Source organism: Roseovarius carneus (genome assembly GCF_020141465.1).
Taxonomy (GTDB): Bacteria; Pseudomonadota; Alphaproteobacteria; order Rhodobacterales; family Rhodobacteraceae; genus Roseovarius; species Roseovarius carneus.
Map to the genome: position 1 here is coordinate 297,079 of NZ_JAHSPD010000001.1, position 25,957 is coordinate 323,035.

A 25,957-nucleotide genomic window follows, 5' to 3' on the forward strand; every position below is an offset into this window, starting at 1 on the left:
TACAAAGGCCGCCCATGCCGTTTCAAAAGGTCACCCCAGAAAAGCTGTCCACAGCTGTCACCCGCCAGATTGAAAAGCTGATCCTGCGCGGGATCCTGCGTCCCAGAGAGCGTCTTCCAGCAGAGCGTGAGCTTGCCGAGCGCCTTGGCGTGTCGCGCCCCAGCCTGCGTGAGGCGGTGGCAGAGCTTCAGGCGAAGGGCCTTCTCAGCAGCCGTGCAGGGGCCGGAATCTATGTGGCCGACGTTTTAGGCTCGGCCTTTTCCGAGGCTTTGATCAGGCTTTTTGCCGAGCATGACGAGGCGGTGTTCGACTACATCGCCTTTCGCCGGGATATGGAAGCGTTGGCGGCTGAGCGGGCCGCCCGGCTCGGCTCGGACACCGATCTGATGCTGATCCAGACCCTGATGGACAAGATGGAACGCACCCATCTGCACCCGAACCCGTCAGAGGAGGCGCGTCTGGACGCGGAATTTCACCTCTCCATTCTGGAGGCGAGCCATAATGTCGTGATGCTGCATATGATGCGCTCGATGTTCGACCTTTTGCGCGAGGGGGTGTTTTACAACCGGCAGATAATGTTTCGCCAAAGCACCACGCGCACGGCCCTTCTGGAACAGCACCGCGCGATCAACACGGCGCTTCAGGCCCGTGATCCTATCGCGGCCCGCGCCGCCGTGGAGGCACATCTGGGGTTTGTGGAGGCCGCGCTGAACGATCAACGCCGGGCCGACGCGCATGAGGATATCGCGCGCCAGAGATTTGCCCATGAGCAGGAGCGTTAAGCGATCCTATCGCTTTTGACGCAGCAGACCCTGCCGATCTACATCCTTTCCCTCCGCACCCTGCCCAGACGCAATGACCTGCGCGTCATCGCCACCCGCATCCTCGGGTCCAAGGATTTCACCCGTCAGCCCCGGTTCAGGGCGGGTGACGCCGGAAATCCGGCTAGCCTCCTCAACCGCGCGCACCATCTGCGCGGTCCGCATTCTGGCAAGTGCGGCATCTGCTTTGTGGCGCGCATGATCCGCGTCCTCAGGCTGCGCGTGCATCCCAAAGCGCCACAATTCCGCTTCGGCCCGGTTTGGAGCAGACTCAAGCTCCGGTTTACGAAGCTGCTCGGCGATAAAATCCTCTCCGGGCGCATCATCCCCCGCGCCGTCCTTGGCGCGACGCGGAAGGTAAGGCGGATGCTGCCCGTCTTTATCGGCGGCTTTCGCACGCGAAAGCGCTAGACCCGGTCTGACCCGGCCAAACCCAGAAACAAAAGACATCGACACCTCCTGACAGGCCGATCCTAAGACCTGAGCAGCCCGCCACCCACACTCAAATTACTCCATGCCAAGCCCACCACGCCAGATCGAATTAAAGTTTGGATTAATGAAGAGTTAAAGCTCTCAGACCACAGCTTGACAGCCCCTCGCAGGCAGGCAATCGTTGACCAAATTCGCAACAAGAAAGCTCTCGCAAGGAGGGCAGCAAGGAGCCCCCCATGGCAGCGCCAGGACAGAATCTAACGGTCAATGGCGACCGCCTTTGGGACAGTCTGATGGAAATGGCGCAGATCGGCCCCGGTGTCGCGGGGGGCAACAACCGGCAGGCGCTAACCGATGAGGATGGCGAGGGGCGGCATCTTTTTCAGCGCTGGTGCGAGACGGCGGGCCTGTCGATGGGCCTTGATACGATGGGCAATATGTTCGCCCGGCGCGAGGGGACGGACCCGGACGCCCTGCCCGTCTATGTGGGCAGCCATCTCGACACGCAGCCCACGGGCGGCAAATATGACGGGGTGCTGGGCGTGCTGGCAGGGCTTGAGATCATCCGCACGCTGAATGATCTGGGGATCAAGACGCGCCATCCCATCGTCGTGACCAATTGGACCAATGAAGAAGGCACGCGGTTTGCCCCCGCCATGCTCGCCTCGGGCGTTTTTGCCGGGCTGCATGACGAGGGCTGGGCCCATGCGCGCACGGATGCGGATGGCAAAACCTTCGGCGCAGAGCTTGAGCGCATCGGCTGGAAGGGCACGGAGCCTACCGGCGCGCGGAAAATCCACGCGTTCTTTGAGCTGCACATCGAGCAGGGCCCGATCCTTGAGACCGAAGGGGTTGATATCGGCGTCGTGACCCACGGTCAGGGGCTGGTCTGGACCCAAGTGACGATCACCGGCACGGACGCGCATACCGGCTCCACCCCGATGCCGATGCGCCGCAATGCGGGCCTCGCCATGGCACGTGTGCTGGAATGTGTGGACGAGATCGCGCTGAGCCATGCGCCCGACGCGGTGGGCGCTGTGGGCCATATCGAGGTCTTTCCCAACTCGCGCAATGTGATCCCCGGCAAGGCGGTCTTCACCGTCGATTTCCGCTCGCCCAATTTGGCGGTGATCGAGGATATGGTGGCACGGATGAAGGCCACGACCGTTGAGATTTGCAGCGGCATGGGGCTGGAGGTCACGTTCGAGGAGGTTGGTGGGTTTGACCCGGTGACCTTCGACGAAGGCTGCGTGACCGCCATCCGTGACGCAGCCGTGCGGCTGGGCTACTCACACCGCGACGTGATTTCCGGTGCCGGGCATGACGCCTGCTGGATCAGCCGCGTGGCCCCCACGGCGATGGTGATGTGCCCCTGCGTGGGCGGTCTCAGCCATAATGAGGCCGAGGAAATATCCAAGGAATGGGCGACGGCGGGCACCGATGTTTTGATGCACGCAGTGGTGGACGCAGCGGGGGTGGAGGCCTAATCTTAGCCCTCACACCGCTTTAATCAAATGTACCCGCAACCCGGCCTAAAAGCATGAAGGCCCGCGCGGTGCGGGTGTCGGACAGGGCCGAGATATCCTGATCTGAGGCGGTCTCGGCAAAATCGCTGAACATGCGGTCAAAGCGGCGCAGGAAATGGTGACCTGCATCCCGGAAGATCGGGTCCTGCTTCATCCGCGCCGCCGTCAGCGCAAGAGACGAGCGGTCGCGAATACCGCCAAGCGCCGCAATCGCCCGGCCTCGCGCACCGCCCGCAAAGCTGCGCCAGACCTCGGGGCGGGCCATGTCAGGGCGCAGATCATCCATGTAAATCCCATCTTGGCTGAGTAGGGTCAGCACGTCCTGCGCGGCCTGCACCAAAAGGGCGGTAGGGCGGTCTTTCAGTGCCTTGCGCAGCGCATCGAACCCGGCCTTGTCATCGGCGGTCTCGGGGAAATTCAACGCACGAATGAAATCGGCACGCGACAATGGCGCGCTCAGCGCCTCGGCCGGGGTGCCAAGGGCCAGAACGACTTGACTGTCCTCATCCGGGGCGGGCGGCGGCGGGGCAAGGCGCACAGGCTCAGGCTGCCGCGAGGAGGAGAACGTGGCGAGCGTCGTTTCGGTCTTGCGTTGGGCGGCAGCGATCTCATCGAGTTTGCGTGCGACGGAAGGCTCATCCGCCGATGGGGCCACACGCTGGCTCTGTGCGACGTAGGCCTGCCGGATTGCATCAATCGCAGTCTGAAGGCGCTGGCTTTCCTCGCGCATCACCCGCGCCGACCGGGCGGCCATCGCGGCGACCCAGATCATCGCGACGGGCAAGAATATGACCAACATGGTGAGCAAGAAACCCAAAGCACCGCCGCCCGGCATGGGCGGCGCCAGAAAGAGAAAAAACGCCGACACCAGCACCAGCCAGAGACCCGAGAGGATCAACGCCGCCATCTCAACACCCGAGATCGGGCCCCGCGCGGATGTGTCGTAGATCCCAAGGGATGGGGCAGACGCCTGTTTTGGCCGCGCCTCGGGCGGTAGCTGCGGTCGTTTTGCGGTGGTGCCTTGGAGAAGGCGCATTGCCATCTCTCCCTCAGCTATAGGAGATCTTCAGCACTTCGTAGCCGCGATCACCCCCCGGCGTGCGCACCTCGACACTGTCACCCTCATCCTTGCCGATCAGGGCGCGCGCAATGGGCGATTTGATGTTCAAAAGACCCTTTTCGATATTGGCTTCATGCTCGCCCACGATCTGCCAGGTCTTTTCCTCATCCGTATCCTCATCGACAAGCGTCACCTTGGCACCAAACTTGATCGAGCCCGAAAGCTTGGACGGATCAATCACCTCGGCAAGGCCAAGGATGCCCTCAAGCTCCTTCACGCGCCCTTCAATGAAGCTGTGCTTTTCACGGGCGGAATGATACTCGGCATTCTCCGACAAATCGCCATGTTCACGCGCCTCTGCAATGGCCGCGATGATGGCCGGACGCTCCACGGATTTGAGCCGTTTCAGCTCAACCTCAAGGGCGTTGTGGCCCGCCCGTGTCATCGGGATCTTATCCATACTCATAGTCCCCTGTCATGGGCGCGCGCTGAGGCGACCGCCCTGCCCGTCTGTGACGAAACGTGGTATCAAAGCCGCGTCAGAGTGCCCTGAGCAGGCGGATGATTGCAAGACCGATTGCGCGGGCCGGGCACTTATCTGCGCAGTCCTCCGTGACAATTTGCCGTTTTCCCTTGGCAATGAGGTCGTGTTCTCATTGACGTCGCGACCCGCGCCGCGCTAGGCACAACAAGATCTGAATACCCGGCCCTCTGCGGCCCTGTTGCAAGGATATCCAAATGACCGAGACCGCGCGCGAAACGATGGAATATGATGTGGTGATCGTGGGGGCCGGCCCCGCAGGCCTGAGCGCTGCGATCCGCATGAAGCAGCTCAACCCCGAGGCGGAGGTTGTGGTGCTGGAAAAGGGCTCAGAAGTGGGCGCGCATATCTTGTCGGGCGCTGTTCTGGATCCTGTGGGCATCGACATGCTGATCCCCGATTGGAAGGCCAAGGGCGCGCCGATTACGGTGCCTGTGACCGATGACAAGTTCTACATGCTGGGCGAAGCGGGCGCGCTGCGCATCCCAAACTTCCCCATGCCGCCCTTGATGAGCAACCACGGCAATTACATCGTGTCGATGGGCAATGTCTGTCGCTGGATGGCCGAGCAGGCCGAGGAGCTGGGCGTGGAAATCTTCCCGGGCATGGCGTGCTCCGAGATGGTCTACGCCGAGGATGGCAGCGTCAAAGGCGTGGTGGCTGGTGAGTTTGGCCGCAACCCCGATGGCTCCGAGGGCCCCGGCTATGAGCCCGGCATGGAGCTGCACGGCAAATACGTTTTCCTGAGCGAGGGTGTGCGCGGGAGCCTGTCGAAAGAGGTGATCGCGAAATACGACCTCGCCAAGGGTAAGGAGCCTCAGAAATACGGCCTCGGGATGAAGGAAATCTGGGAGATCGACCCCGAAAAGCACAAAGAGGGCAGCGTCACTCACACGATGGGCTGGCCGCTGAACAAGAATGCGGGCGGCGGATCGTTCATCTATCACCTTGATAACAATCAGGTCTATGTGGGCTTCGTGGTCCATCTGAACTACAAGAACCCGCATCTCTTTCCCTATATGGAATTCCAGCGGTTCAAGCATCACCCGATGGTCGCGGACCTTCTCAAGGGCGGCAAGCGCGTGGCGTATGGCGCGCGGGCGATCACCGAGGGCGGCTATCAGTCGATGCCTAAGATGGTGGCACCCGGCGTGGCGCTTCTGGGCTGCTCGGTCGGCATGGTCAACGTGCCGCGCATCAAGGGCAATCACAATGCCATGCTGAGCGGGATCGCCGCTGCCGAAGCCGCCACCGCCGCGATCGCCGCCGGGCGCAGCGGCGATGAATTGAGCGATTACGAGACAGACGTGCGCACTGGCGCTATCGGCAATGACCTCAAGCGCGTGCGCAACGTGAAGCCACTCTGGTCCAAATACGGCCTTATGGCGTCGCTCACCATGGGCGGGTTCGATATGTGGACCAACACCCTGCTTGGTGCGTCGGTCTTTGGCACCATCGGTCATGGTAAATCGGATGCGGACGCGACCGAAGAGGCCTCAAAGCACAAAGAGATCGCCTATCCCAAGCCCGATGGCACGCTCAGCTTTGACCGGCTCACCAATGTCAGCTTCTCGATGACCAACCACGAGGAAAGCCAGCCTGCGCACCTGAAGCTCGCGGATGCCAGCCTCCCCGTGGCCGTCAATCTGGCGAAATATGCGGGTCCCTCGGCGCGCTATTGTCCAGCGGGTGTCTACGAATTTGTGCATGAGGACGGCAAAGATCCACGGTTTCAGATCAACTTCCAGAACTGCGTGCATTGCAAAACATGCGACATCAAAGACCCAAGCCAGAACATCACATGGACCACACCGCAAGGCGGGGACGGGCCAAACTACCCGAATATGTAAATTCGGCGTGACAATTGACTGGGGTGCGGGGTGGCGACGGCTGCCCCGCATTGCCTTGGGGGGCTCGGCAGACTACCTTGTCAGCCAACGAGCATCCCAAAAGCAGCAGGTTCCCCCGCGTGACACTCAGGTTTCTCAGCATACTCGCCCTCGCCACACCTCTCTATATCGTGCCCGCCCCCAGCGCGCAGGCGGAAGAGGCGGCAGGTGCCTATCTCGCCGCACGTCAGGCTCGCTATGAAAACGATTACGCCGAGGCGGTGAGCTATCTCACACGCGCGCTGGCGGCGGACCCGTCTAACCCCGATATTCTGGAAGCGACCGTCACATCAATGCTCGCCCTTGGACGACTTGAGACCGCCATTCCCGTGGCGCAACGGATGGAAGATGGCGGGTTGCGCAGCCAGATCCCGCAGATGGTCCTGCTGGCAGAGAAGGCCAAGCGCGAGGATTACGCGGGCGTTCTGGAGCGGATCGCGGACAGTCGCGGCATTGGCCCGCTCGCTGATGGGCTGATCGCCGCATGGGCCACCTTGGGCACTGGTGACATGGCGCAGGCGCTCACGCTTTTTGATGCGGTGGCGGAAGAGCCGGGCCTGCGCAGCTTTGCGATCTATCACAAGGCCCTAGCGCTCGCCTCCGTGGGTGATTTTGAATCCGCCGACCGGATCTACTCCGGCGAAGAGGATGGCCCGATGCAGGTGACGCGCCGGGGGATCATCTCCTGGGCCGAGGTCCTGAGCCAGCTTGAGCGCAATGGCGAGGCCATCGCGGTCATCGACGACACGTTCGGCACCGGGCTTGACCCGCAATTGATTGACCTGCGCACAAAGCTGGAGGCGGGCGAGATTGTGTCTTACACGCGCATCCCCTCGGCCCGGCACGGGATTGCAGAAGTCCTGCACTCTCTCGGGCGCGCGCTTATCCAGGAGACCGGGCCAGAATACGTGCTCTTCTACACCCGCACCGCCGAATACCTCGACGAGACGCATATCGACGCGCAGATCATGTCGGCACAGCTTCTGGACGAGCTTGAACGCTTTGACCTTGCGACCGAGGCATACCGGCGCGTGCCACGCGAGCATCCCGCCTTCCATTCCGCCGAGCTTGGCCGCGCCGAGGCGCTGCGCCGCTCAGGCAAGCTGGACACCGCCGCCGAAGTGCTGGAAAACCTGCGGGTGAGCCACCCTGATCTGGCGCTGGCCCATGCCACGGCGGGCGATCTCTACCGCCAGTTGGAGGAATGGGACAAAGCCATTGCCGCCTATGACCGCGCGCTTGAGCTTTATCAGGCGCAAGACAATGACCAGTGGTTCGTTCATTACGCCCGCGCCATAGCACATGAGCGCAAGGGCGATTGGCCCCCGGCAGAGGCCGATTTCCGCGCGGCACTGGAGCTGAACCCCGAGCAGCCGCAAGTGCTCAATTACTTGGGCTATTCTCTGGTTGAGAAGAAGATGAAGCTGGACGAGGCGCTCGACATGATCGAACGCGCCGTCGCCGCCGAACCCAATAGCGGCTATATCGTCGACAGCCTTGGCTGGGCCCTTTACCGCCTTGGCCGCTATGATGAGGCGATCATCCACATGGAGCGTGCCGCCGAGCTGATGCCCGTTGATCCGGTGGTCAACGATCACCTTGGCGATGTGCTCTGGTCCGTGGGCCGTTTTATCGAGGCAGAGTTCCAATGGAACCGCGCGCTTAGCTTTGTGGACGAGGAAAACCCGAGCCCCGATGTGGACCCCGAAAGGATGCGCCGCAAGCTGGAAGTGGGTCTTGATCAGGTCCTTGAAGAAGAAGGCGCGCCACCCCTTCGCACCGCCGAAGAAGAAGGCTGAGCCCCGATGGAAGACCCTGCGCCAGACCGCATGATCGAAGCCTTTGCGCCCGCTAAAATCAACCTGACCCTGCATGTGACGGGGCAGCGGGAAGATGGCTATCATCTCTTGGATTCGCTGGTGATGTTCGCCGATATCGGCGACCGGGTGCTGGTGCGACCCGCCGCTCAGACCTCGCTTGAGGTCACCGGCCCCACCGCCACAGGCGTGCCCACGGACGGGCGCAACTTCGCGCTTATGGCCGCCAAGTTGATGGGCGTGGACGCGGCCATCACCGTTGAGAAAAATCTGCCGCTGGCCGCCGGGATCGGAGGCGGCTCCTCGGATGCTGCGGCCACCTTGCGGGCCCTGTCGGAGCTGAGCGGGCGTGCCGTGCCCGCCGATCTGATGTGCCTTGGGGCCGATACACCCGTCTGCGCACATGGCCTTGGCGCCGCCCGGATGCGCGGCGTGGGCGAGGATGTAACCGGCGCGCCGGGCCTTCCCATACTGCATGCCGTGTTGGTGAACCCCAATATTCCCGTGCTGACCGCCACGGTGTTCGCGCATCTCAAACACCGTGAAAACCCCGCCATGCCCGAGAGCCTGCCGCAAGATGTGGATGCCGGTCAGCTTATCGACTGGCTCAAGGGGATGCGAAACGACCTGCAACCGGCGGCGATGGAAGCCGAGCCCGTGGTGGCGCAGGTTTTCTCGGCTCTGGAGGTTACACCGGGCTGCCGCCTGACACGGATGTCAGGCTCGGGCGGCACATGCTTTGGTCTCTACGATGATGCGGAGACCGCCGCCGCCGCCGCCGGACGGCTGCGGGAGACGCATCCGGGATGGTGGACCGTGGTCACCCAGCTGAACACTGGCGGCTAAGCCTCGTCAGGCCAGCCGTGCCACCACGTAATCCGACAAATCGCTCAGCATGTCGCGCACCGGATGCTCCGGGAATTGGGCAATCGCGGCCTTGGCCATATCGGCCCACGCCACAGCGTCCGCGCGCGTGGCCTCCAACGCCCCGTGGCGATGCAGAAGCGACACCGCATGCTCCAGGTCGCCCTCTTCCTGCCGGCCCTTCTCAATTGTGCGGGACCAAAATGCGCGCTCTTCCGCGTCTGCCGCCGCCACCGCCTTGATAATTGGCAGGGTCAGCTTGCGCTCACGGAAATCATCGCCGACATTCTTGCCGGTTGTGGCGCTATCACCCTGAAAATCAAGCAGATCATCGGCAATCTGGAAGGCAATCCCAAGCGCATCGCCATAGTCAAAAAGCGCCTTCACATGATCCTCAGGCGCGCCAGCGATGACCCCACCAACCTCAGTCGCCGCCGAGAAAAGCGCCGCCGTCTTGCCGCGCACCACTTGCAGATAAATCTCTTCCGTGGTGGCCAGATCCCGCGCCGCCGTCAGCTGCAAAACCTCACCCTCGGCAATCGTGGCCGACGCATTGGCGAGGATGTCGAGCACGCGCAGGCTGCCCGTTTCCACCATCAACTGAAACGAGCGTGAGAAAAGATAATCACCCACCAGCACGCTGGATTTATTGTCCCAAAGCAGGTTCGCCGTGGCCCGCCCGCGCCGCTGCGCGCTTTCGTCCACCACATCATCATGCAACAGCGTGGCCGTGTGGATGAACTCCACCGTCGCCGCCAGCTTTTCGTCATGGTCGCCCACATAACCGCACAGATCTGCCGCAGCTAAGGTCAGCATGGGCCGAAGCCGTTTGCCCCCCGCCTCAACCAGATGCGCCGTCACTTCGGGAATGCGCGGCGCATGTTTCGAGGCCATCCGCGCCCGGATCAGCGCGTTCACCGCGCCCAGTTTGCCCTCAAAGCGCTGGGCCAGCCGCTCATGCGGTTTCATGCTTGCGTGATCCAATCCCATAACACCTGCGCGCAACGGCTCGACAAGCCGGGCACGCACCCTTAAGTCATTCCTATGAAACAGCTTCTACGCACCACAGATATGTCGACAATCGCCTTTGCCCAAGCCTTGCTTCAGGGCGAGGGTATAGACTGCTTTGAAATGGACGTAAATATGAGCGTCCTCGAAGGTGGTATCGGGATTTTTCCCCGTCGTCTGATGGTGGCAGAGCGGGATTACACCGCCGCTGCACGTGCGCTCACCGACAATGGCATCGAGGTGCATGAAGGCCCCTGATCGAGCTTTATCGAGCTTGCAATCTTTCGGCTCTACGCGTGCGTGCCGTATTTTGAGGCACAGCGGGCGAGAGACTGGCAATTTTTCGCTTGGGGCATCGCCACATATTCTCGGCCACGAAAAACACACAAGCCCAGCCGCTTAGGCCCAAGCTTATGGCTGCAATGCCGCCATTCCTGACTGAAGTCTATAAAATTGCTAACTATTTCTGCACTTCTATGCTGCATGCGCAGCGTGACAGGTGGTGAAAAATATGCTGCAATAAAACTGTTACATACCACATCAGAGAGGAGATTGTTTATGAGCTTGGGTTCGCACATCGAGGAACTGAAGAGAAAACACGAAGCTCTCTCGGCCGAAGTAGATGCAGCGCAACGCGCACCGAGCATTGATCAGCTGCAAATCGCTGATCTTAAAAAGCAAAAGCTGCGTCTCAAGGAAGAGATCACACGCCTGTCCACTGCTGCCTGATTACGGCCTAGGCCGCAGGCACATCGCCCGGATCAATCAGGGTAAATCCCTCCGCCTGCTTCGGTATGGCGGAGGTCAGATCCTTGAGCCACTCTCGAAAGGCTTTAATCTGAGGTCGCTCCTCAGTGCCTGCAACGCATAGAATGCGGTAATGCGCGATGGTTTTGAGCCCGGTCTTGAAGGGCGCGACAAGTCGCCCCGCCTCAAGCAGAGGGGCCGCAAGACTGACGCGCCCCAAAAGTACCCCAGCCCCCGACAGCGCCGCATCCATCGCATGATCGGCTTGCGAAAACCGCGGTCCTGACCAATCGCGCAGTGGCAGGCCCACCGCACGGAACCATGCAGGCCAATCCGTGGGTGGGTCGAGAAAGCGCAGATCGTCCTGATGGATCAGGCTCGCACGCCCCATTGATGCAAGATCGGGAATTTGCGCCGCCACCTCGGGCGTCATCATCGGCACGACCCAATCCCCCAAAAACGGCTCTGCAAACAACGTCTCGGGATCAGGGCCGTATCCAAAGCGGACCGCCACATCCACCTCGGTGCGCGTCAGGTCCACGAGGCCCAGACCCGCGCTGAGGCGCAACTCAATCTCGGGGTGGGCCTGCGCGAAACTGTAAAGGCGCGGGGCGAGCCATATGGCGGTAAAGGCGGGGCCCGCCGTGACGGTGAGTGAGGCGTGATCATTGACCCGCCGCGCCGCGCGCCAGGCCGACCCAAGCGCCTCGAACCCATCCCGTGCGCCGGGTGCCAAGGCATGACCCGCCTCCGTCAACGACACCGCCCTGTTGCGGCGAATGAACAGCGGCGCGCCAAGATGCTCTTCCAAGGATTTGATCTGAAAACTGAGCGCGGCAGGGGTGACGTTTAATTCTACCGCTGCTCGCTGAAAAGACATGTGACGCGCGGCAGCATCGAAAGCGCGCAAGGCGGTGAGCGGGGGCAGGCGATCAGACATGTCAGTTAAGTATCGCTTAAGTGATGTGATAGAAAGTCTCGTTTGTGAGACTTAGTGTAAAGGCCCATATTAGGTGCAGACAAGAAATACTGAATCCCAAGGAGATCAGCAATGACACATCTTTCAAACGATGCCCGCACCCGCCACAGCTATGCCGCAGCCCATGAGGCCCGCAGCGAAGCAATCCGAGGTTTCTGGGCTTGGATGACGCGAAAATAACCCTACCCCTGAGGGGTCAAAAATGCAGAAGGGCCGGCCCCGTGGACCGGCCCTTTTTCGTGCGAAACGTCGGCTCAGACGAAGAATTGCGCCCCGTTGGCCGAAATGGTCGACCCGTTGATGAAGCCCGAATCGTCCGACGCAAGGAACGCCACGCAGCGCGCGATCTCTTCCGGCTCGCCCAGGCGACCCGCGGGGATCTGGCCAATAATGCTCTCGCGGACCTTTTCCGGCACGGCCATGACCATTTCGGTCGCAATATAGCCGGGGCAGATGGCATTCGCCGTGATGCCTGCGCGCGCGCCCTCTTGGGCGAGGGATTTCACGATACCCAGATCGCCCGCCTTGGTGGCCGCATAGTTTACTTGCGCGAACTGACCCTTCTGACCGTTGATCGAGGAGATGACGATCACGCGGCCAAACTTGCGCTCGCGCATGCCGGGCCAGATCGGGTGAACCGTGTTGAAAACGCCGGTGAGGTTGGTGTCGATCACCTCATGCCACTGCTCAGGCGTCATCTTGTGGAAGGGCGCATCGCGGGTGATACCCGCATTGGCAACGACCACGTCGATCGGGCCAAGCTCGGCCTCCACCTTTGCGATGCCGGCAGCGCTGTCTTCATAATTGGCCACGTTCCACTTGTATGTCTTGATGCCAATCTCGGCAGTGAACTTGGCCGCAGCCTCATCATTGCCAGCATAAGTTGCGGCCACGTTATAGCCCTCAGCTTTGAGCTTTTTGGAAATCGCTTCACCGATTCCACGGCTTCCGCCGGTGACGAGTGCTGTTCGTGCCATGATCTGTCTCTCCTTGGTATCAAATGTGATATGTCGCGCTGGTAACTCTGTTACCGATAAGCATAAGGATGCGCAATATTATTACGCTATGAATCTTCAGGCCGCGCCTTAAACGTAAAAAAAGGGCGCGACCGGCGCGCCCTTTGATCATTTTCTTTGCGACACGATCACCGTTCGACGCAGAGTGCGACACCCATGCCGCCACCGATGCAGAGCGTTGCAAGGCCCTTCTTCGCACCACGGCGCTTCATCTCGAAAAGCAGCGTGTTGAGAACGCGGCAGCCGGACGCACCGATGGGATGCCCGATCGCAATCGCGCCGCCGTTCACGTTGACGATGGCCGGGTCCCAACCCATCTCCTTGTTCACCGCGCAAGCCTGTGCGGCGAAGGCCTCATTGGCCTCCACGAGGTCGAGATCACCAACAGACCAGCCCGCCTTTTCAAGCGCCTTGCGGCTCGCATGGATCGGCCCCACACCCATGATCGACGGGTCGAGACCGGCTGTGGCAAAGCTCGCGATACGCGCCAAGGGCTCAATGCCACGTTTTGCCGCTTCTTCGACGCTCATCAACAGCGTGGCCGCAGCACCGTCATTAAGGCCAGAGGCGTTGGCGGCGGTCACACTGCCATCTTTGGTAAAGGCGGGCCGCATCTTCTGCATCGCCTCCATTGTCGCGCCATGGCGGATGTACTCATCCTTGTCGACAATGATATCGCCCTTGCGGGTTTTCACGGTAAAGGCCGCGATCTCATCGTCGAACTTGCCTGCCTTCTGTGCGGCTTCGGCCTTGTTCTGGCTGGCCAACGCAAACGCATCCTGCATCTCGCGGCTGATCTGCCATTTCTCGGCAACATTCTCGGCCGTCTGCCCCATGTGATAGTTGTTGAACGCATCCCACAGGCCATCGCGGATCATCGTGTCGATGAATTTCGCGTCGCCCATCTTGGTGCCCGCACGCATATGCGAGGCATGGGGGCTGAGCGTCATGTTTTCCTGACCACCCGCCGCAACGATGGAGGCATCTCCAAGCTGGATATGCTGCGCGCCCAGCGCCACAGCGCGCAGGCCGGACCCACAGACCTGATTGATGCTCCAAGCCGCGCTCTCCTGAGGCAGGCCCGCATTGATGTGCGCCTGACGCGCGGGGTTTTGGCCCTGAGCGGCTGTCAGGACCTGCCCCAGAATGGTCTCAGAGACCTCTGATTTATCCACGCCCGCGCGCTCGACAACCGCCTCCAGCACGGCAGCACCCAGATCATGCGCCGGTGTGTTTGCGAAAGAGCCCCCGAAAGAGCCGACAGCCGTGCGTGCGGCCGATGCGATAACGACGTTGGTCATGTGACAGTCTCCATCTCAATGTTCTCCAGGGGAGGCAACGACGCGGACCGTCCACGCAATCGGCTCCCGCCAATTCGCAATGTTCATAGCGCGTTGGGCATATCGCGGCAACTGTTCGCATGTCACATCAGACACTCAGGCCGACCTCAGGACAGCCTCAGGGCTGAGCCATGCAGGCTTTACCGATGGCGCACCAAAGTAATACCCCTGCAAGCAATCAATTCCGATGGCCGCGAGATAGGCCGCATCCTCGGCCCGCTCAACGTTTTCAGCCACGGTGAACATATCGAACTGCCGCGCGATACTGGCCAGCGCATTGGTCAGCACCTGATTGTCGGGATCGGTGGATATCCCGCGGATGAACTGCCCGTCGATCTTAATGATATCGAAGTAGAAATCCTTGAGATACCTGAACGAGGTATAGCCCGCACCAAAATCATCGAGTGCAAAGCTGATCCCCTTGCTCTGCATCTCTTCCATGAAGGTCACGACCAACTCCGGCACAAGCATGGCGGAGCTTTCCGTGATTTCAAGGATAAGCCGCTCGCCCAGTATCGGATCATTGGCCAGCGCCCGTTTGAGGATGCGCATCCAGCGCGGGTAACCGATGGAGCGGGCCGACATATTGATCGCGAGCCGCAAATCCGGATGCGCGCCCAGCGTGCGAATGCCCTTCTCCAACGCAAGGCAATCGACGATTCGCCCGGTCTCTGCCGTCTCGATTGAGGTGATGAAATCTTTGGCGGGAATAATCCGTCCAGTCGCATCCAGAACCCGGATCAACCCTTCGTAAAACGCAATCTGGCCACCAGACCCTGCCGTCACAACAGGCTGATAAGCAAGCATAACCTGCTTATGCCGCACGGCTGCATCCACCATTGCTATCACGGATTCATCCCGCGCGCTGATGGCATAGGATAACGGATCTTGGTGGCCTAAGGGGATATCGGCCCATTTGGCCTTACGCGCATCACTCATGGCAGTCTCCGATTTGATCAGTGACACAATGCGCCCCCGTCGCTAAAAAACCCTTAAGCGGATAATTTGAATAAACTGGGGGATGGCATCATGACCGATCGGTGTGGATGGGTCGGGCTTGAGGAGATTTACATCCAGTATCACGACACCGAATGGGGCGTGCCAGAATATGACAGCCGTGCCCTTTGGGAGAAACTGATCCTTGACGGGTTTCAGGCCGGGCTGAGTTGGATCACCATCCTTAAAAAGCGCGATAATTTCCGCGCGGCCTTTGCCGATTTTGATCCAAATGTGATCGCTACATGGGGCGAGCCTGAGGTCACGCGCCTTCTCGGTGATGCCGGGATCATCCGCCACAGGGGCAAGATTGAGGCCACGATCACGAACGCCCAAGCGTGGCAACGGATCGAAGCCGAGCAGGGTTTTGACCGCTACCTCTGGGGCTTTCTCGGTGGTGCGCCATTGCAAAACACCTATATCAATCAGGCCGATGTGCCCGCCTTCACGCCCCTATCCACCGCGATCTCCAAAGACCTCAAAAAACGCGGTTTCAAGTTCTGCGGGCCGACCATCGTCTATGCGTTCATGCAGGCCTGCGGGCTGGTGAACGACCATTTGACCAGCTGCCCCTGCCACGCTCGCGTGGCCGCTCTCGCCCGTTGATCCCTTTGCCACATTTTTGCCACATTAGCCAGTGTTGTGGCGGATGTAGAATCACCCCCAACATGTTCCGTTTTGCACGTTTCAAAAATCATAAAAACGCACAAATTGAAGGGTTTATTCGATGGAACTGATGTGTTATTTTTTGAATCAATGAAGCCAGTCGGATAACCGGCGGCGCGAGGCAGTAAAAAAGAGTAGTTCCATGAAGGCTCGGGGTAGGCAACCGATCCGGCTCGGCGTGTTCGCGTTGGCCGCAATCTGGATGTTCGTAATCGTTCCGCTTAGCGCGGCGGCTGCGCCCTATGCGGCGATGGTCATGGATGCGCGCTCGGGTGAGGTGCTGCATGCGCGCAACGCCGACACGCGCCTGCACCCCGCTTCCCTCACCAAGATGATGACGCTTTATGTGGCGTTTGAGGCGATTGAAAATGGCGAGATTGGCCTCGACGATATGGTGAAAATCTCCCGTCATGCCGCCAATGAGCCACCCTCCAAGCTGGGCCTCAAAGCAGGAAGCTCCATCAAGCTGCGGTTTCTCATTCGTGCGGCGGCGGTAAAATCGGCCAATGACGCCTCCACCGCCATTGCCGAGGCTATCTCCGGGTCGGAGGCTGCGTTTGCGCGCCGGATGAACCGCACGGCCAAGGCGCTGGGAATGTCGCGCACCACGTTCAAAAATGCTCACGGCTTGACCGAAGCAGGGCACCTCTCCACCGCCCGCGATATGACGGTCATGGGGCGGCATGTGTTCTACGACTACCCGCAATATTACAACCTCTTCTCCCGGATCGAGGCCAATGCCGGTGTGCGCACCGTGCTGCACACCAACCGCCGCCTGCTCAATTCCTATCGTGGTGCGGACGGGATCAAGACGGGCTATACACGTGCAGCGGGATTCAACCTTGTGGCCAGCGCCGAGCGCGGTCAGGAACGCATCATCGCCACCGTGTTCGGCGGACGCTCCACTAACACACGCAACGCCCGCGTGGCCGAGCTTTTGGACATGGGCTTCAAACGCGCGCCCACGCGCGTAGCCCTCAACCGGCCCGTCAAACCCGTCTACCAAGGCCCCGGCACGCGCGACGTAGCCGCCCCAGACACCCAAGTTGCCACATCTGGCGCTGCCGGGCGCACGGTGCGCCTTATTTCTGCCGCCGCCGTGAAGAAAAGCCTGCGTCCACAATCGCGGCCCGCGTCTGAGGTCCCCGTTCTGGTGGCCAATCAGACCGACATCGAAAGAGCACTACGAGAAGCCAAAGAGGCCGGTATCGACCTTGCCGTGCTGGAGCCCGCAACGTCAGCAGAAGCGATCGTAGAGGCCTACGAAACTCCCGCCGTAACGCCCGCTGAGCCAAGCACGCCACCTGAGGAGATTATCCTCGCCTCCGTAGCCCCCACCGTAGCTCTCAAGCCCCAGCGTAGACCGCAAGATCTGATCGACGCCAAGATCGTTACAGCAGATCCCGTGCAGGAGGTTGTCACCCGTATTTCAACCTCGGGTGGGCATGATTGGGGCATCAATGTAGGTCGCTATCCCAGCCAATACAAAGCACGCAAAGTCTTACTGACAACCGCGCTCAGTGAGATGGGCACCCTTGATGGATCTTTGCGCAAAGTGGTCAAGCGCGCGGGCGGCTTCGACGCCAATTTCATGGGCATGACCCGGGAGGGAGCAGACCGCGCATGCCGCCGCCTCGCTGCCAAGAAATTCACCTGCTTCATGATCGAACCGGGCTGACCACCTACACATCAGACGTTTGTCTCCGCCCATCAAACGCTTTTGACTGGCGTGTCACCATGCGCACGCTGTAGCGTGATCGCGCGGCTCAAAACCCCCTGCACAAAAGGTCTGATATGCCCGGAAGCTCAAGCGAGATCATCCTGCACAATTACCCCCAATCGCCCGTGGCCGAAAAGGCGCGGATTGCCTTTGGCATCAAGGGTCTTGCATGGCGCAACGTGCTGATCCCACGGATTACGCCAAAGCCGATGCTGACGGCTCTGACCGGCGGCTACAGGCGCACGCCCGTAATGCAAATCGGGGCCGATATCTATTGCGACAGCCAATGTATCCTGCGTGAGCTGGAAAGCCGCTTCCCCTCGCCCACCTTCTTTCCCGGCGCGGATGAGGGCCTTCTGTGGTGCCTGAGCCGCTGGACCGATGGCGCTCTTTTTGACATGGCGGTGAAGGTTATTCTGGGTGCCGCGGGCGACGATCTGCCTTCAGATTTTGCCGCTGATCGCGGGCGGCTCTATTTTGGGCAGGATTGGGCCGAGGGGCTGAAAGCTGCAAACGCCAACCTGCCCCATCTGGCCGCGCAGTTTCGCGCGCCGCTTCAGTGGCTCAATACGCAGCTTGCGGACAATCGCGCCTTTTTGCTGGGCGAGCAGCCTGCCGCGATTGACGCACAATTCTACAATCTGGTGTGGTTTCTGCGCGGTCGCTGGGCGCAGGGTCCGGAATTCCTGTCCGAGTTTGCACATCTTGAACGCTGGGAGGGCAATGTCCGCGCCATCGGCCATGGTACAATGCGCGACATGAGCCCTGAGGAGGCCATAACCATCGCCGCAGAGGCCACCCCGACCGCTGTCCAAGCGACGGACCCGCACGAGCCACAAGGCTTGCGCCCCGGTCTACGCGTGAGCGTCTCACCCGATGTTGACGGTGGCGAGCAACCCGTTGAGGGGGAGGTCGTGTCCGCCGACAGCCACCGCATCGTGCTGCACCGCGAAACACCTGAGATTGGTGCAGTCTGCGTGCATTTTCCAAGGACGGGCTACCGGGTGGAAATTCTTACCTGAATGGCCACCTCAGGGGCTGGCTTTCAGGGGCGCGGGTTGTCGTCCCATTCATCCGACAGGATGCGGCGCGCGTCTCCCTCGGGGTCGTCATACTGATTGCTGCGGATCGTGTAGATGAACGCAACCAAGCCCGCGCCGCCCAAGAGCAGCGATATCGGTATCAGATAGACCAGAATATTCATCCCCGCCCCCTCAGCCTGAGTGCATTGAGAGATACGGTAATCGAACTGGTCGACATGGCAAGCGCCGCGATGAGCGGCGTGGCGAGGCCCGCAACCGCCAGAGGCACGGCGACGATGTTATAGACAGTCGCGATCTGGAAATTCTCACGGATGCGGCGGATGGCGGAGCGGGCGATCACGCAAGCCTCTGCGATGGGGCTGAGATCCGCCCCCAAAAGTACGATGTCCGAGGCCACACGCGCCGCATCGAGCGCCGTGGCGGGCGAGATGGAAACATGCGCAGCACTCAGCGCCGCCGTGTCGTTGAGCCCGTCACCCACCATCAGCACGCGGCGGCCAGCGTCCGACATGGCACGAATGCGCGCGGCCTTGTCCTCGGGCAGGGCCTCGGCCACGCAATTGGGGATGTTGAGCCGGGCGGCCATGGCATGGGTCACCGGAGTGCTGTCGCCTGAGATAAGCCAAACCTCCTTGCCGCTGTCGATCAACGCCTGCACCGCCGCCGCCGCCCCCTGACGCAGGCTGTCGGTGAAGGTCAAAGGCCGCGCGGCACCGTCCCATTGCAGGTAGGTGGCGGTCTGCGCCAAAGGCTCGGCCCCGACCCACGCGGCGCGGCCAAGGCGCACCTCGCGCCCATCAAGGCGCCCGCGTGTGCCATACCCCGGCACTTCCTCGATATCGGTGACATTGGCAGGCGCCACACCCAGGTCCCCCGCCGCCGTCATGATCGCACGCGACAGAGGATGCGCAGAGCCTGCGGCCAAAGCAGCCGCCACCGCCATGGCGTCTTGCGGCACATCGCCGGGTGCGTCCATCAGGGCAAGGCCCGTGGTCAGCGTGCCAGTCTTGTCGAAAACAACTGTATCAACCTCGGCCAACCGCTCCAGCGCCGTGGCGTGTTTGATCAGCATCCCACGCTTGAAAAGCCGCCCCGAGGCCGCCGTGGTCACCGCAGGCACCGCAAGACCCAGCGCGCAGGGGCAAGTAATAATGAGCACCGCCGCCGCGATATTGATCGCCGTGCGCATGTCGCCCGTACCGATATACCAGCCCGCAAAGGCCAGCGCCGACAGGATATGCACGAAGGGCGCATAGAGCTTGGCAGCGCTATCGGCAAGCGAGGTGTAATTGGCGCGCCCGCTCTCGGCCACCGCCACAAGATCGGCCATCCGGTACAGTGACGTATCGGTGCCCACAGCCGTGGCGCGAAGCGTCAAAGGCCCAGTCAGGTTCATCTCACCGGCGGAGACCTCTGTGCCCTCGCCGGCATAAACGGGCAACGTCTCGCCCGTCAAAAGGGATCGGTCCAGCTCAGACGCGCCATGAGTGATCACGCCGTCCACAGGCATACGCCCGCCCGGATGCACCGCAATCTGGTCGCCCACGCGCAGCATGGCCACAGGAACCTCCACCTCACACCCCTCCTCCAAACGCCATGCGCGCGGGACCTCCAGCGCCGTCAACTCCTCGGCGGCAGAGCGCGCGATGGCCCGCGTGCGGTGATCGAGATAGCGCCCCGCAAGCAGGAAAAACGTGAGCGTCAGCGCCGCATCGAAATAGGCGTGGTGCCCGCTCAGCATCGTCTCCCAAAGGGAGGTGAAGATCGCCAAGGCAATAGCCAGCGTGATCGGCACATCCATGTTGAGCCGCCCCGCGCGCAACGCACCCCATGCACTGCGGTAAAAAGGCTGCCCCGCGAAAGCCACCGTGGGCAGGGTGATCGCGGCAGAGATCCAGTGGAACATGTCGCGCGTCGCGTCCTCGGCCCCAGACCAGACCGCGACCGACAAAAGCATCACGTTCATCGACGCAAAGCCCGACACCGCCAGCCGCATCAGAAGATCGCGCCCCGCGCGGTCCGTCGCCGTGGCGCTGAGTGCGCTTTGATCAAGCTCATGCGCCTCATAACCAAGCCCGGTCACCAACGTGATCATCTCGGACGCCGTGACACCGGGTGCGGCCGTAATGGAGGCGCGTTTGAGCGTGAGGTTCACGCGCGCAGCCTCAACCCGCGCATCGGCGCGCAACCCGCGCTCAATCGCCGTGATACAATTGGCACAATGAATAGTAGGCAACGACAACGTGATCTGCCCTGCCATAGGCGCGTCCGGCCCGGCGGCAGAAAGGGCCGCAGGTGCCGCGACACAGGCCGGACAGGCCGACGCAGGAGGGCGCAGCGCAACTGTCATCGCACGTGCAACACCACGCGCTGCTCAAAAGCGGTGCCATCCTCGGCGACAGCCGTCATGCGGATGTTCCAGTTGCCCGGTCGCAGCTCCATCGGCGCCACATAGGCCGTGCCGTCAAAGCGAAAGTCGGGGCGCACATCGTCCTGCACATGGGTGGCGCGGCCCAGAACGGCATCAAGCTCGGCCACCTCAACAGGCGCGCCATCCTCGCCCACAATGCTCAGGCGCAACGCGCCCCCCTCATGCCCCGCCCGGACGGTCCAGCCCAACGCCTCCTGCGCATCGCGGCGCTCATCGAATTGCTGGCTCGCCACATAGCTGTTCTTGACCTCAAGCCCCGGAAACGTGCGCACGGCATTGAAGGCCAGCGCCAGATTGACCGTGATGATTATCGAAAACGCACCGACAAAGATCATCAAAACATGCCGCCCCGTCAGCTTGCGCCCGCCTGTTGTGTCCGGTGTGTCTTCGGCCATCATTGTACTCTCCCGTTAAATACTGTGTCTTTGTAGGCGCGATCGCCGTTCGATATGTCCTCAATCCAGATGCGGAACTCGGTCCGGTCCTGTGTCGCAGGCTCTGATCCCGGAGGGGCCTGCACATAGACCCGCTGATTGAAGAGCTGGTTTGCGGGCACGGTGACCGACGCATAAGGCGTGCCCTCCAGCGTCACCCCCAGCGACGGATGCCCGGTGATCCCCACGCGGTAGGGCCGATCATCGCCATGCTTGTTCAGGAGCCGCACCTCATAGCTGTTGCGGATCGTGCCATCGGACATGGTGACGAAGGTCGGGTTGCGAATGGGCGAGACGGACACCTCGATATCGGGCTGGATGAAGAGCGCGAACACAAGCCCGAACCCAACGAGCGACCACAGTGTGGTGTAAAGGATCGTGCGCGGGCGCAGGATGTGTTTCATGATCGGCTTGGTGGGTTTGCCGGTCCTCTCGGCCTCCTCATCGGTCAGCGCCATATAGTCGATCAGGCCACGCGGCTTGCCGATCTTGTCCATCACATCGTCGCAGGCATCAATGCAAAGCGCGCAGGTGATACATTCCATTTGCTGTCCGTCACGAATGTCGATGCCCACAGGGCAGACGTTGACGCAGGCCATACAGTCGATGCAATCGCCTTGCGGCGCGCCCGCGTCTACGGCTTCGGAATGTTTGCGCGGCTCGCCGCGCCATTCCCGGTAACCAACGGTCAGCGTGTCCTCGTCCATCATGGCCGCCTGAATCCGCGGCCATGGGCAGGCGTAAATGCAAATCTGCTCGCGTGCGAAGCCGCCAAAGAAGAATGTCGTGGCGGTCAGGATCGCAACGGTCGTATAGGCCGCTGGATGCGCGTTGAGCGTGAAGAGATCGACCAAAAGCTGCGGCGCATCAGCAAAATAGAACACCCACGCGCCCCCGGTGGCCATGGCGATCAGCACCCATGTGCTCCACTTTACCAGTCGCAGACGCAGCTTGCGGAAATCCCATTTCTTCTGGCGGTGCAGGCGCAGACGCGCGTTGCGGTCACCCTCGATCCAGCGCTCCACCAGAATGAAGAGATCGGTCCAGACCGTCTGCGGGCAGGCATAACCGCACCACACCCGGCCCAAAGCGGAGGTAAACAGGAAAAGCCCCAAGCCCGCCATGACCAGAAGCCCGGCCACAAAATAAAACTCATGCGGCCAGATCTCGATCCAGAAGAAGTAAAACCGCCGCCCCGCCAGATCAATCAGAACCGCCTGATCAGGCAGCTGCGTGCCGCGATCCCAGCGGATCCACGGCGTGAGGTAATAAATACCCAAGGTGACCGCCATGATCACCCATTTCAGGTTGCGAAATTTACCGTACACCTTGCGCGGAAACACCGGCTCATGGGCGGCATAAAGGCTGGGCGGGGCTTCGGGCGTTGTATTGGCCACGTGGGGAATCACTCCGTCTGGCAGGCTGCGTTACAAGGGTTGTCGCAGGCCGCAGGGTCTGCGGCTTTGATATGGGTCAAATCGTGAGTCTGTAAGTGATCTATTGCCGCAGGCCGTGGGCGGGCAGATCCCCTGCCGCGACTTTCAGCGTCCTGAGCCACCGGATCAGCATCTTGGCCTGTGGGCGCTGCACGCCAGGGCGGGTCACGATGTAATACCCGGTATCGCCTTTGTCCTCGAACAGGACCCTCAGGCGCCCTGCCGCTACGTCATCCGCTATGGAGATACCCGACAGAACCGCGATGCCCTGCCCCGCCCTCAGGCCGTCCACCATCAGGTTGCCCGGAACCATCGTCACCGATTTGCACCGTTTTTGCGTCACCCCATGCGCGCGCAGCCAATCATCGGCCTGACTTGCCTCCAATTCGTCAAGCCACGGATAATCCAGCATATCTTCGGGCCGCTCAAAGCCCCGGTCCCCCACCAGCGATGGCGAGGCGGCGACCACGATATTGGTCGGCACCAGCAATTCCGCATCAAGCCCCGGCCATATGCCTGCACCAAACCGCAAGGCCACATCGACACCACCCGGACTGGGGTCTGCGCGCTGCGGTGAGGGGTGGATCATCAGATCCACCTCCGGATGGCGCGCCTGAAACGCGCCCAAGCGCGGCATCAGCCAATGGCTCGCGAATTGCGGCGTCGTGGAGACCTGCACCGGGCGCCCGGCTTCTGCCCCCGTCAGGCGCGCCACAGCCGCGGCCATGCCCCCAAACCCCTCTGCCAACGCCTCGGCAAGCTCCGCCCCCTCCACGCTCAGGCTAAGACCGCGCCCTGCGCGCGTCACAAGCGTAAGCCCCAGATGCGCTTCCAGCGCCTTCACCTGCTGGCTGATGGCCGCGTGGCTGACGTTGAGCCGTGTGCCCGCCGCACTGGCCGATCCCGTCTCGGCAAGGGCCGCAAAGGCGCGAAGGGCGGTGAGCGGGGGTAGGCTATGCCAATCCATATGTTAGGACACCTTACATGTTGGAAATCTTCCTGAGTCGCAAGATGGCAGGGTTTGCGCAATATTCAAGGTACAGCTTCACCCAGAGAGGAAACTCCAATGCTCAATATCTTCGCAAATTCTTTCATGACCGCCAGCCGCCAACAGCCCGCAAAACCCGACCATATCTATAACCACTGGGGTCGCCGCACCCGCTATGACGACCGGCGCAGTGCGGAGCTTGCATTTCAAAAAGAGGGGATGCGCCGCGATTGATGCGCTCCACAAGAACAACCCCACCAGGGCTGAAGGAGCGCGCATATGGCACACATAAAAACGCCGGCCTTCCGAAATGCGCGAACAGAAACAGAAGGGCCGGCGTTCTGCCCGCCGACCTTTAGGGTCGGCGGGTGTCTCAGATGGGCTTACTCGCCCCCGCCAAGCTGGTGGACATAGGCCGCAACCGCGCGCACCTCTGCCTCGCTCAGGCGTTCGTTCCAAGGTGGCATCACGCCAAAACGGCTATAGGTCACCGTCTCGATCAGCGTGGCATAATCCCCGCCATAGAGCCAGATCGCGTCCTTGAGGTTGGGCGCGCCCAGATCCACATTGCCGCTGTGATCTTCCATGTGACAGGCCGAGCAATTGTCGAGATAAAGCTCGGCGCCCGCGGCCACTTGGGTGGCATCTTGAGGCGCACCCGACAGCGACATCACGTAGTTCACAACCGCAGTGATTTCCGAGCGCTCAAAAATGTCGCCAAAGGCAGGCATCTCGGAGTAGCGCGCATCGGGATCGACTTCGTTGCGAATGCCGTGGGCAATCGTGTCGTGTATTTGTTCGATATCCCCCCCCCAAAGCCAGTCATTGTCCAAGAGGTTGGGATACCCGACAGCGCCCGCAGCACCCGAGCCGTGGCACTGTGCGCACCATGTCTTATAGACGGACGCACCCGCCTTGGTGGCGTAGGCATTAAGCTCAGGATTTTCCGTAAGTGAGGCCAGCTCGATCTCGGCAAGAGCTGCCCAGTTCTCGGCATTGGCCGCATCGGCCTGGGCAATCTCCACAGCCACGTCCCCGCGCGTGGACCAGCCCAGAACCCCTGCTGTGGCCCCGTTGACAAGCGGCCACGCCGGATACGCGATCACATAACCGATGCCCCAGATGATCGTGACATAGAAGGTCCAAAGCCACCAACGCGGCATGGGGTTGTCGAACTCCTCGATACCGTCCCACTCATGGCCGGTGGTGTTCGGGTCATCGTCGTATTTCTTGGGTGGTTTAGCCATTGTCACGCGCCTCCTTGGAGTCTTTTCCGCGGCTTGGGGCGGGTTTGTCTTCATGCCGGAAGGGAATGTTGCGTGGATTGTCATAATGCTTGGTCGCACCGGGCCGGAAGACCCAGAGCACCACGCCCACAAAGAACGTGAAGAGCGCCAAGAGCATCCAGCTATCTGCGAATTCCCGCAAAAGGGTATAGGTTTCCATCGTCTTTTCCCTCCGTTTAGCGGCTTGCGTCAGGCGTGAAGGTCGAAAAATCGACCAACGTGCCCAGCATTTGCAGATACGCGATCAGCGCGTCGGCCTCCGACACACCTTCGGCCCCATCAAAGCTGCGCACCTGCGCCCCCGGATAGCGCTCCAGCATGGCGTCGAAATCACCAAACGGATCAATCTGCACCTGAAAGTCGGCCTGTGCGTTCTCAATCATCTCATCTGTATAGGGCACGCCCACAAACCGATGCGTGCGCAGCAGATCTTCAACATACTCGCCGTCGATCATCCGATTTTCAAGAAACGCATATTTCGGCATGATCGATTCCGGTACCACCGATTGTGGATCGCGCAGGTGGGCAATATGCCAATCATCCGAGTAGCGCCCGCCGACACGCGCCAGATCCGGCCCCGTGCGTTTGGAGCCCCACTGGAACGGGTGGTCATATTTGCTTTCGGCGGCAAGGCTGTAGTGTCCATACCGCTCCACCTCGTCACGCATGGGGCGGATCATCTGGCTATGGCAGACATAGCAGCCCTCGCGCACATAAATGTCGCGCCCGGTCAGCTCAAGCGGGGAGTAGGGGCGCATGCCCTCTACATCCTCGATCGTGTTCTCCAGGTAGAAGAGCGGGGCGATCTGAACGATCCCCCCGATCGACACCACGAGAAAGGCGAAGACGGCCAAAAGCGTGACGTTGGTCTCTAGGATCTTGTGTTTGTCGAGAATACCCATCGGTCAGTCCCTCCT

Annotated in this window: 27 protein-coding genes; 11 read left to right on the forward strand and 16 right to left on the reverse strand. The window is 61.1% G+C overall.

What is annotated here, in order from left to right; translation table 11 throughout:
• Positions 1 to 14 precede the first annotated feature (14 nt).
• Entirely contained in the window at positions 15 to 782 is a 768-nt protein-coding gene (locus KUD11_RS01555; RefSeq protein WP_109387199.1) for an FCD domain-containing protein, read from the forward strand.
• Positions 783 to 788: 6 nt separating this feature from the next.
• Here the strand turns inward: KUD11_RS01555 and KUD11_RS01560 are convergent, their stop codons facing one another.
• Positions 789 to 1,271: a hypothetical protein gene (locus tag KUD11_RS01560; protein ID WP_109387197.1), complete on the reverse strand. Its 483-nt coding sequence runs from the start codon at positions 1,269 to 1,271 to the stop codon at positions 789 to 791.
• Positions 1,272 to 1,489: 218 nt separating this feature from the next.
• Between KUD11_RS01560 and KUD11_RS01565 the strand changes: the two genes are divergently transcribed.
• The gene (locus tag KUD11_RS01565; RefSeq protein ID WP_109387195.1) at positions 1,490 to 2,740 is read left to right on the forward strand and encodes a Zn-dependent hydrolase; all 1,251 of its coding nucleotides are present in this window, start codon (positions 1,490 to 1,492) and stop codon (positions 2,738 to 2,740) included.
• Between the two features lie 19 nt (positions 2,741 to 2,759).
• On the opposite strand, the gene KUD11_RS01570 is transcribed toward KUD11_RS01565, so the two are convergent.
• Both KUD11_RS01570 and greA read right to left on the reverse strand, forming a co-directional pair.
• Positions 2,760 to 3,815: a hypothetical protein gene (locus KUD11_RS01570; RefSeq protein WP_109388385.1), complete on the reverse strand. Its 1,056-nt coding sequence runs from the start codon at positions 3,813 to 3,815 to the stop codon at positions 2,760 to 2,762.
• 13 nt (positions 3,816 to 3,828) lie between these two features.
• Complete coding sequence (gene greA / locus KUD11_RS01575; protein ID WP_109387193.1) at positions 3,829 to 4,299, reverse strand: transcription elongation factor GreA; 471 nt, start codon at positions 4,297 to 4,299, stop codon at positions 3,829 to 3,831.
• A gap of 278 nt (positions 4,300 to 4,577) precedes the next feature.
• On the opposite strand from greA, the gene KUD11_RS01580 reads away from it, so the two are divergent.
• The 3 genes from KUD11_RS01580 (at position 4,578) to KUD11_RS01590 (ending at position 8,932) form a co-directional block, all read left to right on the forward strand.
• Positions 4,578 to 6,230, forward strand: coding sequence for an electron transfer flavoprotein-ubiquinone oxidoreductase (locus KUD11_RS01580; RefSeq protein WP_109387191.1), 1,653 nt, complete (start codon positions 4,578 to 4,580; stop codon positions 6,228 to 6,230).
• 119 nt (positions 6,231 to 6,349) lie between these two features.
• The gene (locus KUD11_RS01585; protein ID WP_109388383.1) at positions 6,350 to 8,068 is read left to right on the forward strand and encodes a tetratricopeptide repeat protein; all 1,719 of its coding nucleotides are present in this window, start codon (positions 6,350 to 6,352) and stop codon (positions 8,066 to 8,068) included.
• A 6-nt stretch (positions 8,069 to 8,074) separates the two neighbouring features.
• Positions 8,075 to 8,932, forward strand: a complete 858-nt coding sequence (locus KUD11_RS01590; protein WP_224380128.1) for a 4-(cytidine 5'-diphospho)-2-C-methyl-D-erythritol kinase — start codon at positions 8,075 to 8,077, stop codon at positions 8,930 to 8,932.
• 6 nt (positions 8,933 to 8,938) lie between these two features.
• Here the strand turns inward: KUD11_RS01590 and KUD11_RS01595 are convergent, their stop codons facing one another.
• Positions 8,939 to 9,940 (reverse strand): polyprenyl synthetase family protein, encoded by a 1,002-nt coding sequence (locus KUD11_RS01595; protein WP_109388378.1) that lies wholly within the window; start codon positions 9,938 to 9,940, stop codon positions 8,939 to 8,941.
• A 54-nt stretch (positions 9,941 to 9,994) separates the two neighbouring features.
• Between KUD11_RS01595 and KUD11_RS01600 the strand changes: the two genes are divergently transcribed.
• Positions 9,995 to 10,216 carry a putative signal transducing protein gene (locus KUD11_RS01600; protein WP_109387189.1) on the forward strand — a complete coding sequence of 74 codons (222 nt, stop codon included), beginning with the start codon at positions 9,995 to 9,997 and terminating at the stop codon, positions 10,214 to 10,216.
• 300 nt (positions 10,217 to 10,516) lie between these two features.
• A complete protein-coding gene (locus tag KUD11_RS01605) occupies positions 10,517 to 10,687 on the forward strand; it encodes a YdcH family protein (RefSeq protein WP_109388377.1) in 171 nt (56 codons plus the stop codon).
• Between the two features lie 7 nt (positions 10,688 to 10,694).
• Here KUD11_RS01605 and gcvA read toward each other — a convergent pair whose 3' ends face one another.
• The 4 genes from gcvA to KUD11_RS01625 form a co-directional block, all read right to left on the reverse strand.
• Entirely contained in the window at positions 10,695 to 11,645 is a 951-nt protein-coding gene (gene gcvA, locus KUD11_RS01610) for a transcriptional regulator GcvA (protein ID WP_109387187.1), read from the reverse strand.
• A gap of 293 nt (positions 11,646 to 11,938) precedes the next feature.
• A complete protein-coding gene (gene phbB / locus KUD11_RS01615) occupies positions 11,939 to 12,661 on the reverse strand; it encodes an acetoacetyl-CoA reductase (protein WP_109387185.1) in 723 nt (240 codons plus the stop codon).
• Positions 12,662 to 12,828: 167 nt separating this feature from the next.
• Positions 12,829 to 14,001: an acetyl-CoA C-acetyltransferase gene (locus KUD11_RS01620; protein WP_109387183.1), complete on the reverse strand. Its 1,173-nt coding sequence runs from the start codon at positions 13,999 to 14,001 to the stop codon at positions 12,829 to 12,831.
• A 135-nt stretch (positions 14,002 to 14,136) separates the two neighbouring features.
• On the reverse strand, positions 14,137 to 14,979 hold the full coding sequence (locus tag KUD11_RS01625; RefSeq protein WP_109388375.1) for an EAL domain-containing protein: 843 nt from the start codon (positions 14,977 to 14,979) through the stop codon (positions 14,137 to 14,139).
• 90 nt (positions 14,980 to 15,069) lie between these two features.
• On the opposite strand from KUD11_RS01625, the gene KUD11_RS01630 reads away from it, so the two are divergent.
• The 3 genes from KUD11_RS01630 to KUD11_RS01640 all read left to right on the forward strand — a co-directional run bounded on the left by KUD11_RS01630 (position 15,070) and on the right by KUD11_RS01640 (position 18,444).
• The gene (locus KUD11_RS01630; protein WP_109387181.1) at positions 15,070 to 15,642 is read left to right on the forward strand and encodes a DNA-3-methyladenine glycosylase I; all 573 of its coding nucleotides are present in this window, start codon (positions 15,070 to 15,072) and stop codon (positions 15,640 to 15,642) included.
• A gap of 202 nt (positions 15,643 to 15,844) precedes the next feature.
• The gene (locus KUD11_RS01635) at positions 15,845 to 17,380 is read left to right on the forward strand and encodes a D-alanyl-D-alanine carboxypeptidase family protein (RefSeq protein ID WP_109387179.1); all 1,536 of its coding nucleotides are present in this window, start codon (positions 15,845 to 15,847) and stop codon (positions 17,378 to 17,380) included.
• A 116-nt stretch (positions 17,381 to 17,496) separates the two neighbouring features.
• On the forward strand, positions 17,497 to 18,444 hold the full coding sequence (locus KUD11_RS01640; RefSeq protein ID WP_109387177.1) for a glutathione S-transferase family protein: 948 nt from the start codon (positions 17,497 to 17,499) through the stop codon (positions 18,442 to 18,444).
• Between the two features lie 23 nt (positions 18,445 to 18,467).
• On the opposite strand, the gene ccoS is transcribed toward KUD11_RS01640, so the two are convergent.
• The 5 genes from ccoS to KUD11_RS01665 all read right to left on the reverse strand — a co-directional run bounded on the left by ccoS (position 18,468) and on the right by KUD11_RS01665 (position 23,733).
• Complete coding sequence (gene ccoS, locus KUD11_RS01645; protein ID WP_109387175.1) at positions 18,468 to 18,626, reverse strand: cbb3-type cytochrome oxidase assembly protein CcoS; 159 nt, start codon at positions 18,624 to 18,626, stop codon at positions 18,468 to 18,470.
• Positions 18,623 to 20,815 (reverse strand): heavy metal translocating P-type ATPase, encoded by a 2,193-nt coding sequence (locus tag KUD11_RS01650; RefSeq protein WP_109387173.1) that lies wholly within the window; start codon positions 20,813 to 20,815, stop codon positions 18,623 to 18,625. Before KUD11_RS01650 ends, ccoS begins: the two co-directional genes overlap by 4 nt.
• Positions 20,812 to 21,291: a FixH family protein gene (locus KUD11_RS01655; protein WP_109388373.1), complete on the reverse strand. Its 480-nt coding sequence runs from the start codon at positions 21,289 to 21,291 to the stop codon at positions 20,812 to 20,814. Before KUD11_RS01655 ends, KUD11_RS01650 begins: the two co-directional genes overlap by 4 nt.
• Positions 21,291 to 22,727 carry a cytochrome c oxidase accessory protein CcoG gene (ccoG, locus tag KUD11_RS01660; RefSeq protein ID WP_109387171.1) on the reverse strand — a complete coding sequence of 479 codons (1,437 nt, stop codon included), beginning with the start codon at positions 22,725 to 22,727 and terminating at the stop codon, positions 21,291 to 21,293. The genes KUD11_RS01655 and ccoG overlap by 1 nt, the downstream gene beginning before the upstream one ends.
• 100 nt (positions 22,728 to 22,827) lie before the next feature.
• Positions 22,828 to 23,733: a LysR family transcriptional regulator gene (locus tag KUD11_RS01665; RefSeq protein WP_109387169.1), complete on the reverse strand. Its 906-nt coding sequence runs from the start codon at positions 23,731 to 23,733 to the stop codon at positions 22,828 to 22,830.
• A 99-nt stretch (positions 23,734 to 23,832) separates the two neighbouring features.
• Between KUD11_RS01665 and KUD11_RS01670 the strand changes: the two genes are divergently transcribed.
• Positions 23,833 to 23,988 (forward strand): hypothetical protein, encoded by a 156-nt coding sequence (locus KUD11_RS01670; RefSeq protein ID WP_181375327.1) that lies wholly within the window; start codon positions 23,833 to 23,835, stop codon positions 23,986 to 23,988.
• Between the two features lie 149 nt (positions 23,989 to 24,137).
• Here the strand turns inward: KUD11_RS01670 and ccoP are convergent, their stop codons facing one another.
• Genes ccoP through ccoO form a run of 3 tightly spaced genes read right to left on the reverse strand, consistent with a single transcriptional unit; the run spans position 24,138 to position 25,942 of the window.
• Complete coding sequence (gene ccoP / locus KUD11_RS01675) at positions 24,138 to 25,001, reverse strand: cytochrome-c oxidase, cbb3-type subunit III (protein ID WP_109387167.1); 864 nt, start codon at positions 24,999 to 25,001, stop codon at positions 24,138 to 24,140.
• Positions 24,994 to 25,200: a cbb3-type cytochrome c oxidase subunit 3 gene (locus KUD11_RS01680; protein WP_109387165.1), complete on the reverse strand. Its 207-nt coding sequence runs from the start codon at positions 25,198 to 25,200 to the stop codon at positions 24,994 to 24,996. The genes ccoP and KUD11_RS01680 overlap by 8 nt, the downstream gene beginning before the upstream one ends.
• 16 nt (positions 25,201 to 25,216) lie before the next feature.
• On the reverse strand, positions 25,217 to 25,942 hold the full coding sequence (gene ccoO / locus KUD11_RS01685) for a cytochrome-c oxidase, cbb3-type subunit II (protein WP_109387163.1): 726 nt from the start codon (positions 25,940 to 25,942) through the stop codon (positions 25,217 to 25,219).
• Positions 25,943 to 25,957 lie beyond the last annotated feature (15 nt).

Bases quoted from the DNA above. Each gene is read 5' to 3' on its own strand.
- KUD11_RS01555 (WP_109387199.1), top strand. From the start codon at position 15: ATGCCGTTTCAAAAGGTCACCCCAGAAAAGCTGTCCACAGCTGTCACC.
- KUD11_RS01560 (WP_109387197.1), bottom strand. From the start codon at position 1,271: ATGTCTTTTGTTTCTGGGTTTGGCCGGGTCAGACCGGGTCTAGCGCTT.
- KUD11_RS01565 (WP_109387195.1), top strand. From the start codon at position 1,490: ATGGCAGCGCCAGGACAGAATCTAACGGTCAATGGCGACCGCCTTTGG.
- KUD11_RS01570 (WP_109388385.1), bottom strand. From the start codon at position 3,815: ATGCGCCTTCTCCAAGGCACCACCGCAAAACGACCGCAGCTACCGCCC.
- greA (WP_109387193.1), bottom strand. From the start codon at position 4,299: ATGGATAAGATCCCGATGACACGGGCGGGCCACAACGCCCTTGAGGTT.
- KUD11_RS01580 (WP_109387191.1), top strand. From the start codon at position 4,578: ATGACCGAGACCGCGCGCGAAACGATGGAATATGATGTGGTGATCGTG.
- KUD11_RS01590 (WP_224380128.1), top strand. From the start codon at position 8,075: ATGGAAGACCCTGCGCCAGACCGCATGATCGAAGCCTTTGCGCCCGCT.
- KUD11_RS01595 (WP_109388378.1), bottom strand. From the start codon at position 9,940: ATGGGATTGGATCACGCAAGCATGAAACCGCATGAGCGGCTGGCCCAG.
- KUD11_RS01600 (WP_109387189.1), top strand. From the start codon at position 9,995: ATGAAACAGCTTCTACGCACCACAGATATGTCGACAATCGCCTTTGCC.
- KUD11_RS01605 (WP_109388377.1), top strand. From the start codon at position 10,517: ATGAGCTTGGGTTCGCACATCGAGGAACTGAAGAGAAAACACGAAGCT.
- gcvA (WP_109387187.1), bottom strand. From the start codon at position 11,645: ATGTCTGATCGCCTGCCCCCGCTCACCGCCTTGCGCGCTTTCGATGCT.
- phbB (WP_109387185.1), bottom strand. From the start codon at position 12,661: ATGGCACGAACAGCACTCGTCACCGGCGGAAGCCGTGGAATCGGTGAA.
- KUD11_RS01620 (WP_109387183.1), bottom strand. From the start codon at position 14,001: ATGACCAACGTCGTTATCGCATCGGCCGCACGCACGGCTGTCGGCTCT.
- KUD11_RS01625 (WP_109388375.1), bottom strand. From the start codon at position 14,979: ATGAGTGATGCGCGTAAGGCCAAATGGGCCGATATCCCCTTAGGCCAC.
- KUD11_RS01630 (WP_109387181.1), top strand. From the start codon at position 15,070: ATGACCGATCGGTGTGGATGGGTCGGGCTTGAGGAGATTTACATCCAG.
- KUD11_RS01635 (WP_109387179.1), top strand. From the start codon at position 15,845: ATGAAGGCTCGGGGTAGGCAACCGATCCGGCTCGGCGTGTTCGCGTTG.
- KUD11_RS01640 (WP_109387177.1), top strand. From the start codon at position 17,497: ATGCCCGGAAGCTCAAGCGAGATCATCCTGCACAATTACCCCCAATCG.
- ccoS (WP_109387175.1), bottom strand. From the start codon at position 18,626: ATGAATATTCTGGTCTATCTGATACCGATATCGCTGCTCTTGGGCGGC.
- KUD11_RS01650 (WP_109387173.1), bottom strand. From the start codon at position 20,815: ATGACAGTTGCGCTGCGCCCTCCTGCGTCGGCCTGTCCGGCCTGTGTC.
- KUD11_RS01655 (WP_109388373.1), bottom strand. From the start codon at position 21,291: ATGGCCGAAGACACACCGGACACAACAGGCGGGCGCAAGCTGACGGGG.
- KUD11_RS01665 (WP_109387169.1), bottom strand. From the start codon at position 23,733: ATGGATTGGCATAGCCTACCCCCGCTCACCGCCCTTCGCGCCTTTGCG.
- KUD11_RS01670 (WP_181375327.1), top strand. From the start codon at position 23,833: ATGCTCAATATCTTCGCAAATTCTTTCATGACCGCCAGCCGCCAACAG.
- ccoP (WP_109387167.1), bottom strand. From the start codon at position 25,001: ATGGCTAAACCACCCAAGAAATACGACGATGACCCGAACACCACCGGC.
- KUD11_RS01680 (WP_109387165.1), bottom strand. From the start codon at position 25,200: ATGGAAACCTATACCCTTTTGCGGGAATTCGCAGATAGCTGGATGCTC.
- ccoO (WP_109387163.1), bottom strand. From the start codon at position 25,942: ATGGGTATTCTCGACAAACACAAGATCCTAGAGACCAACGTCACGCTT.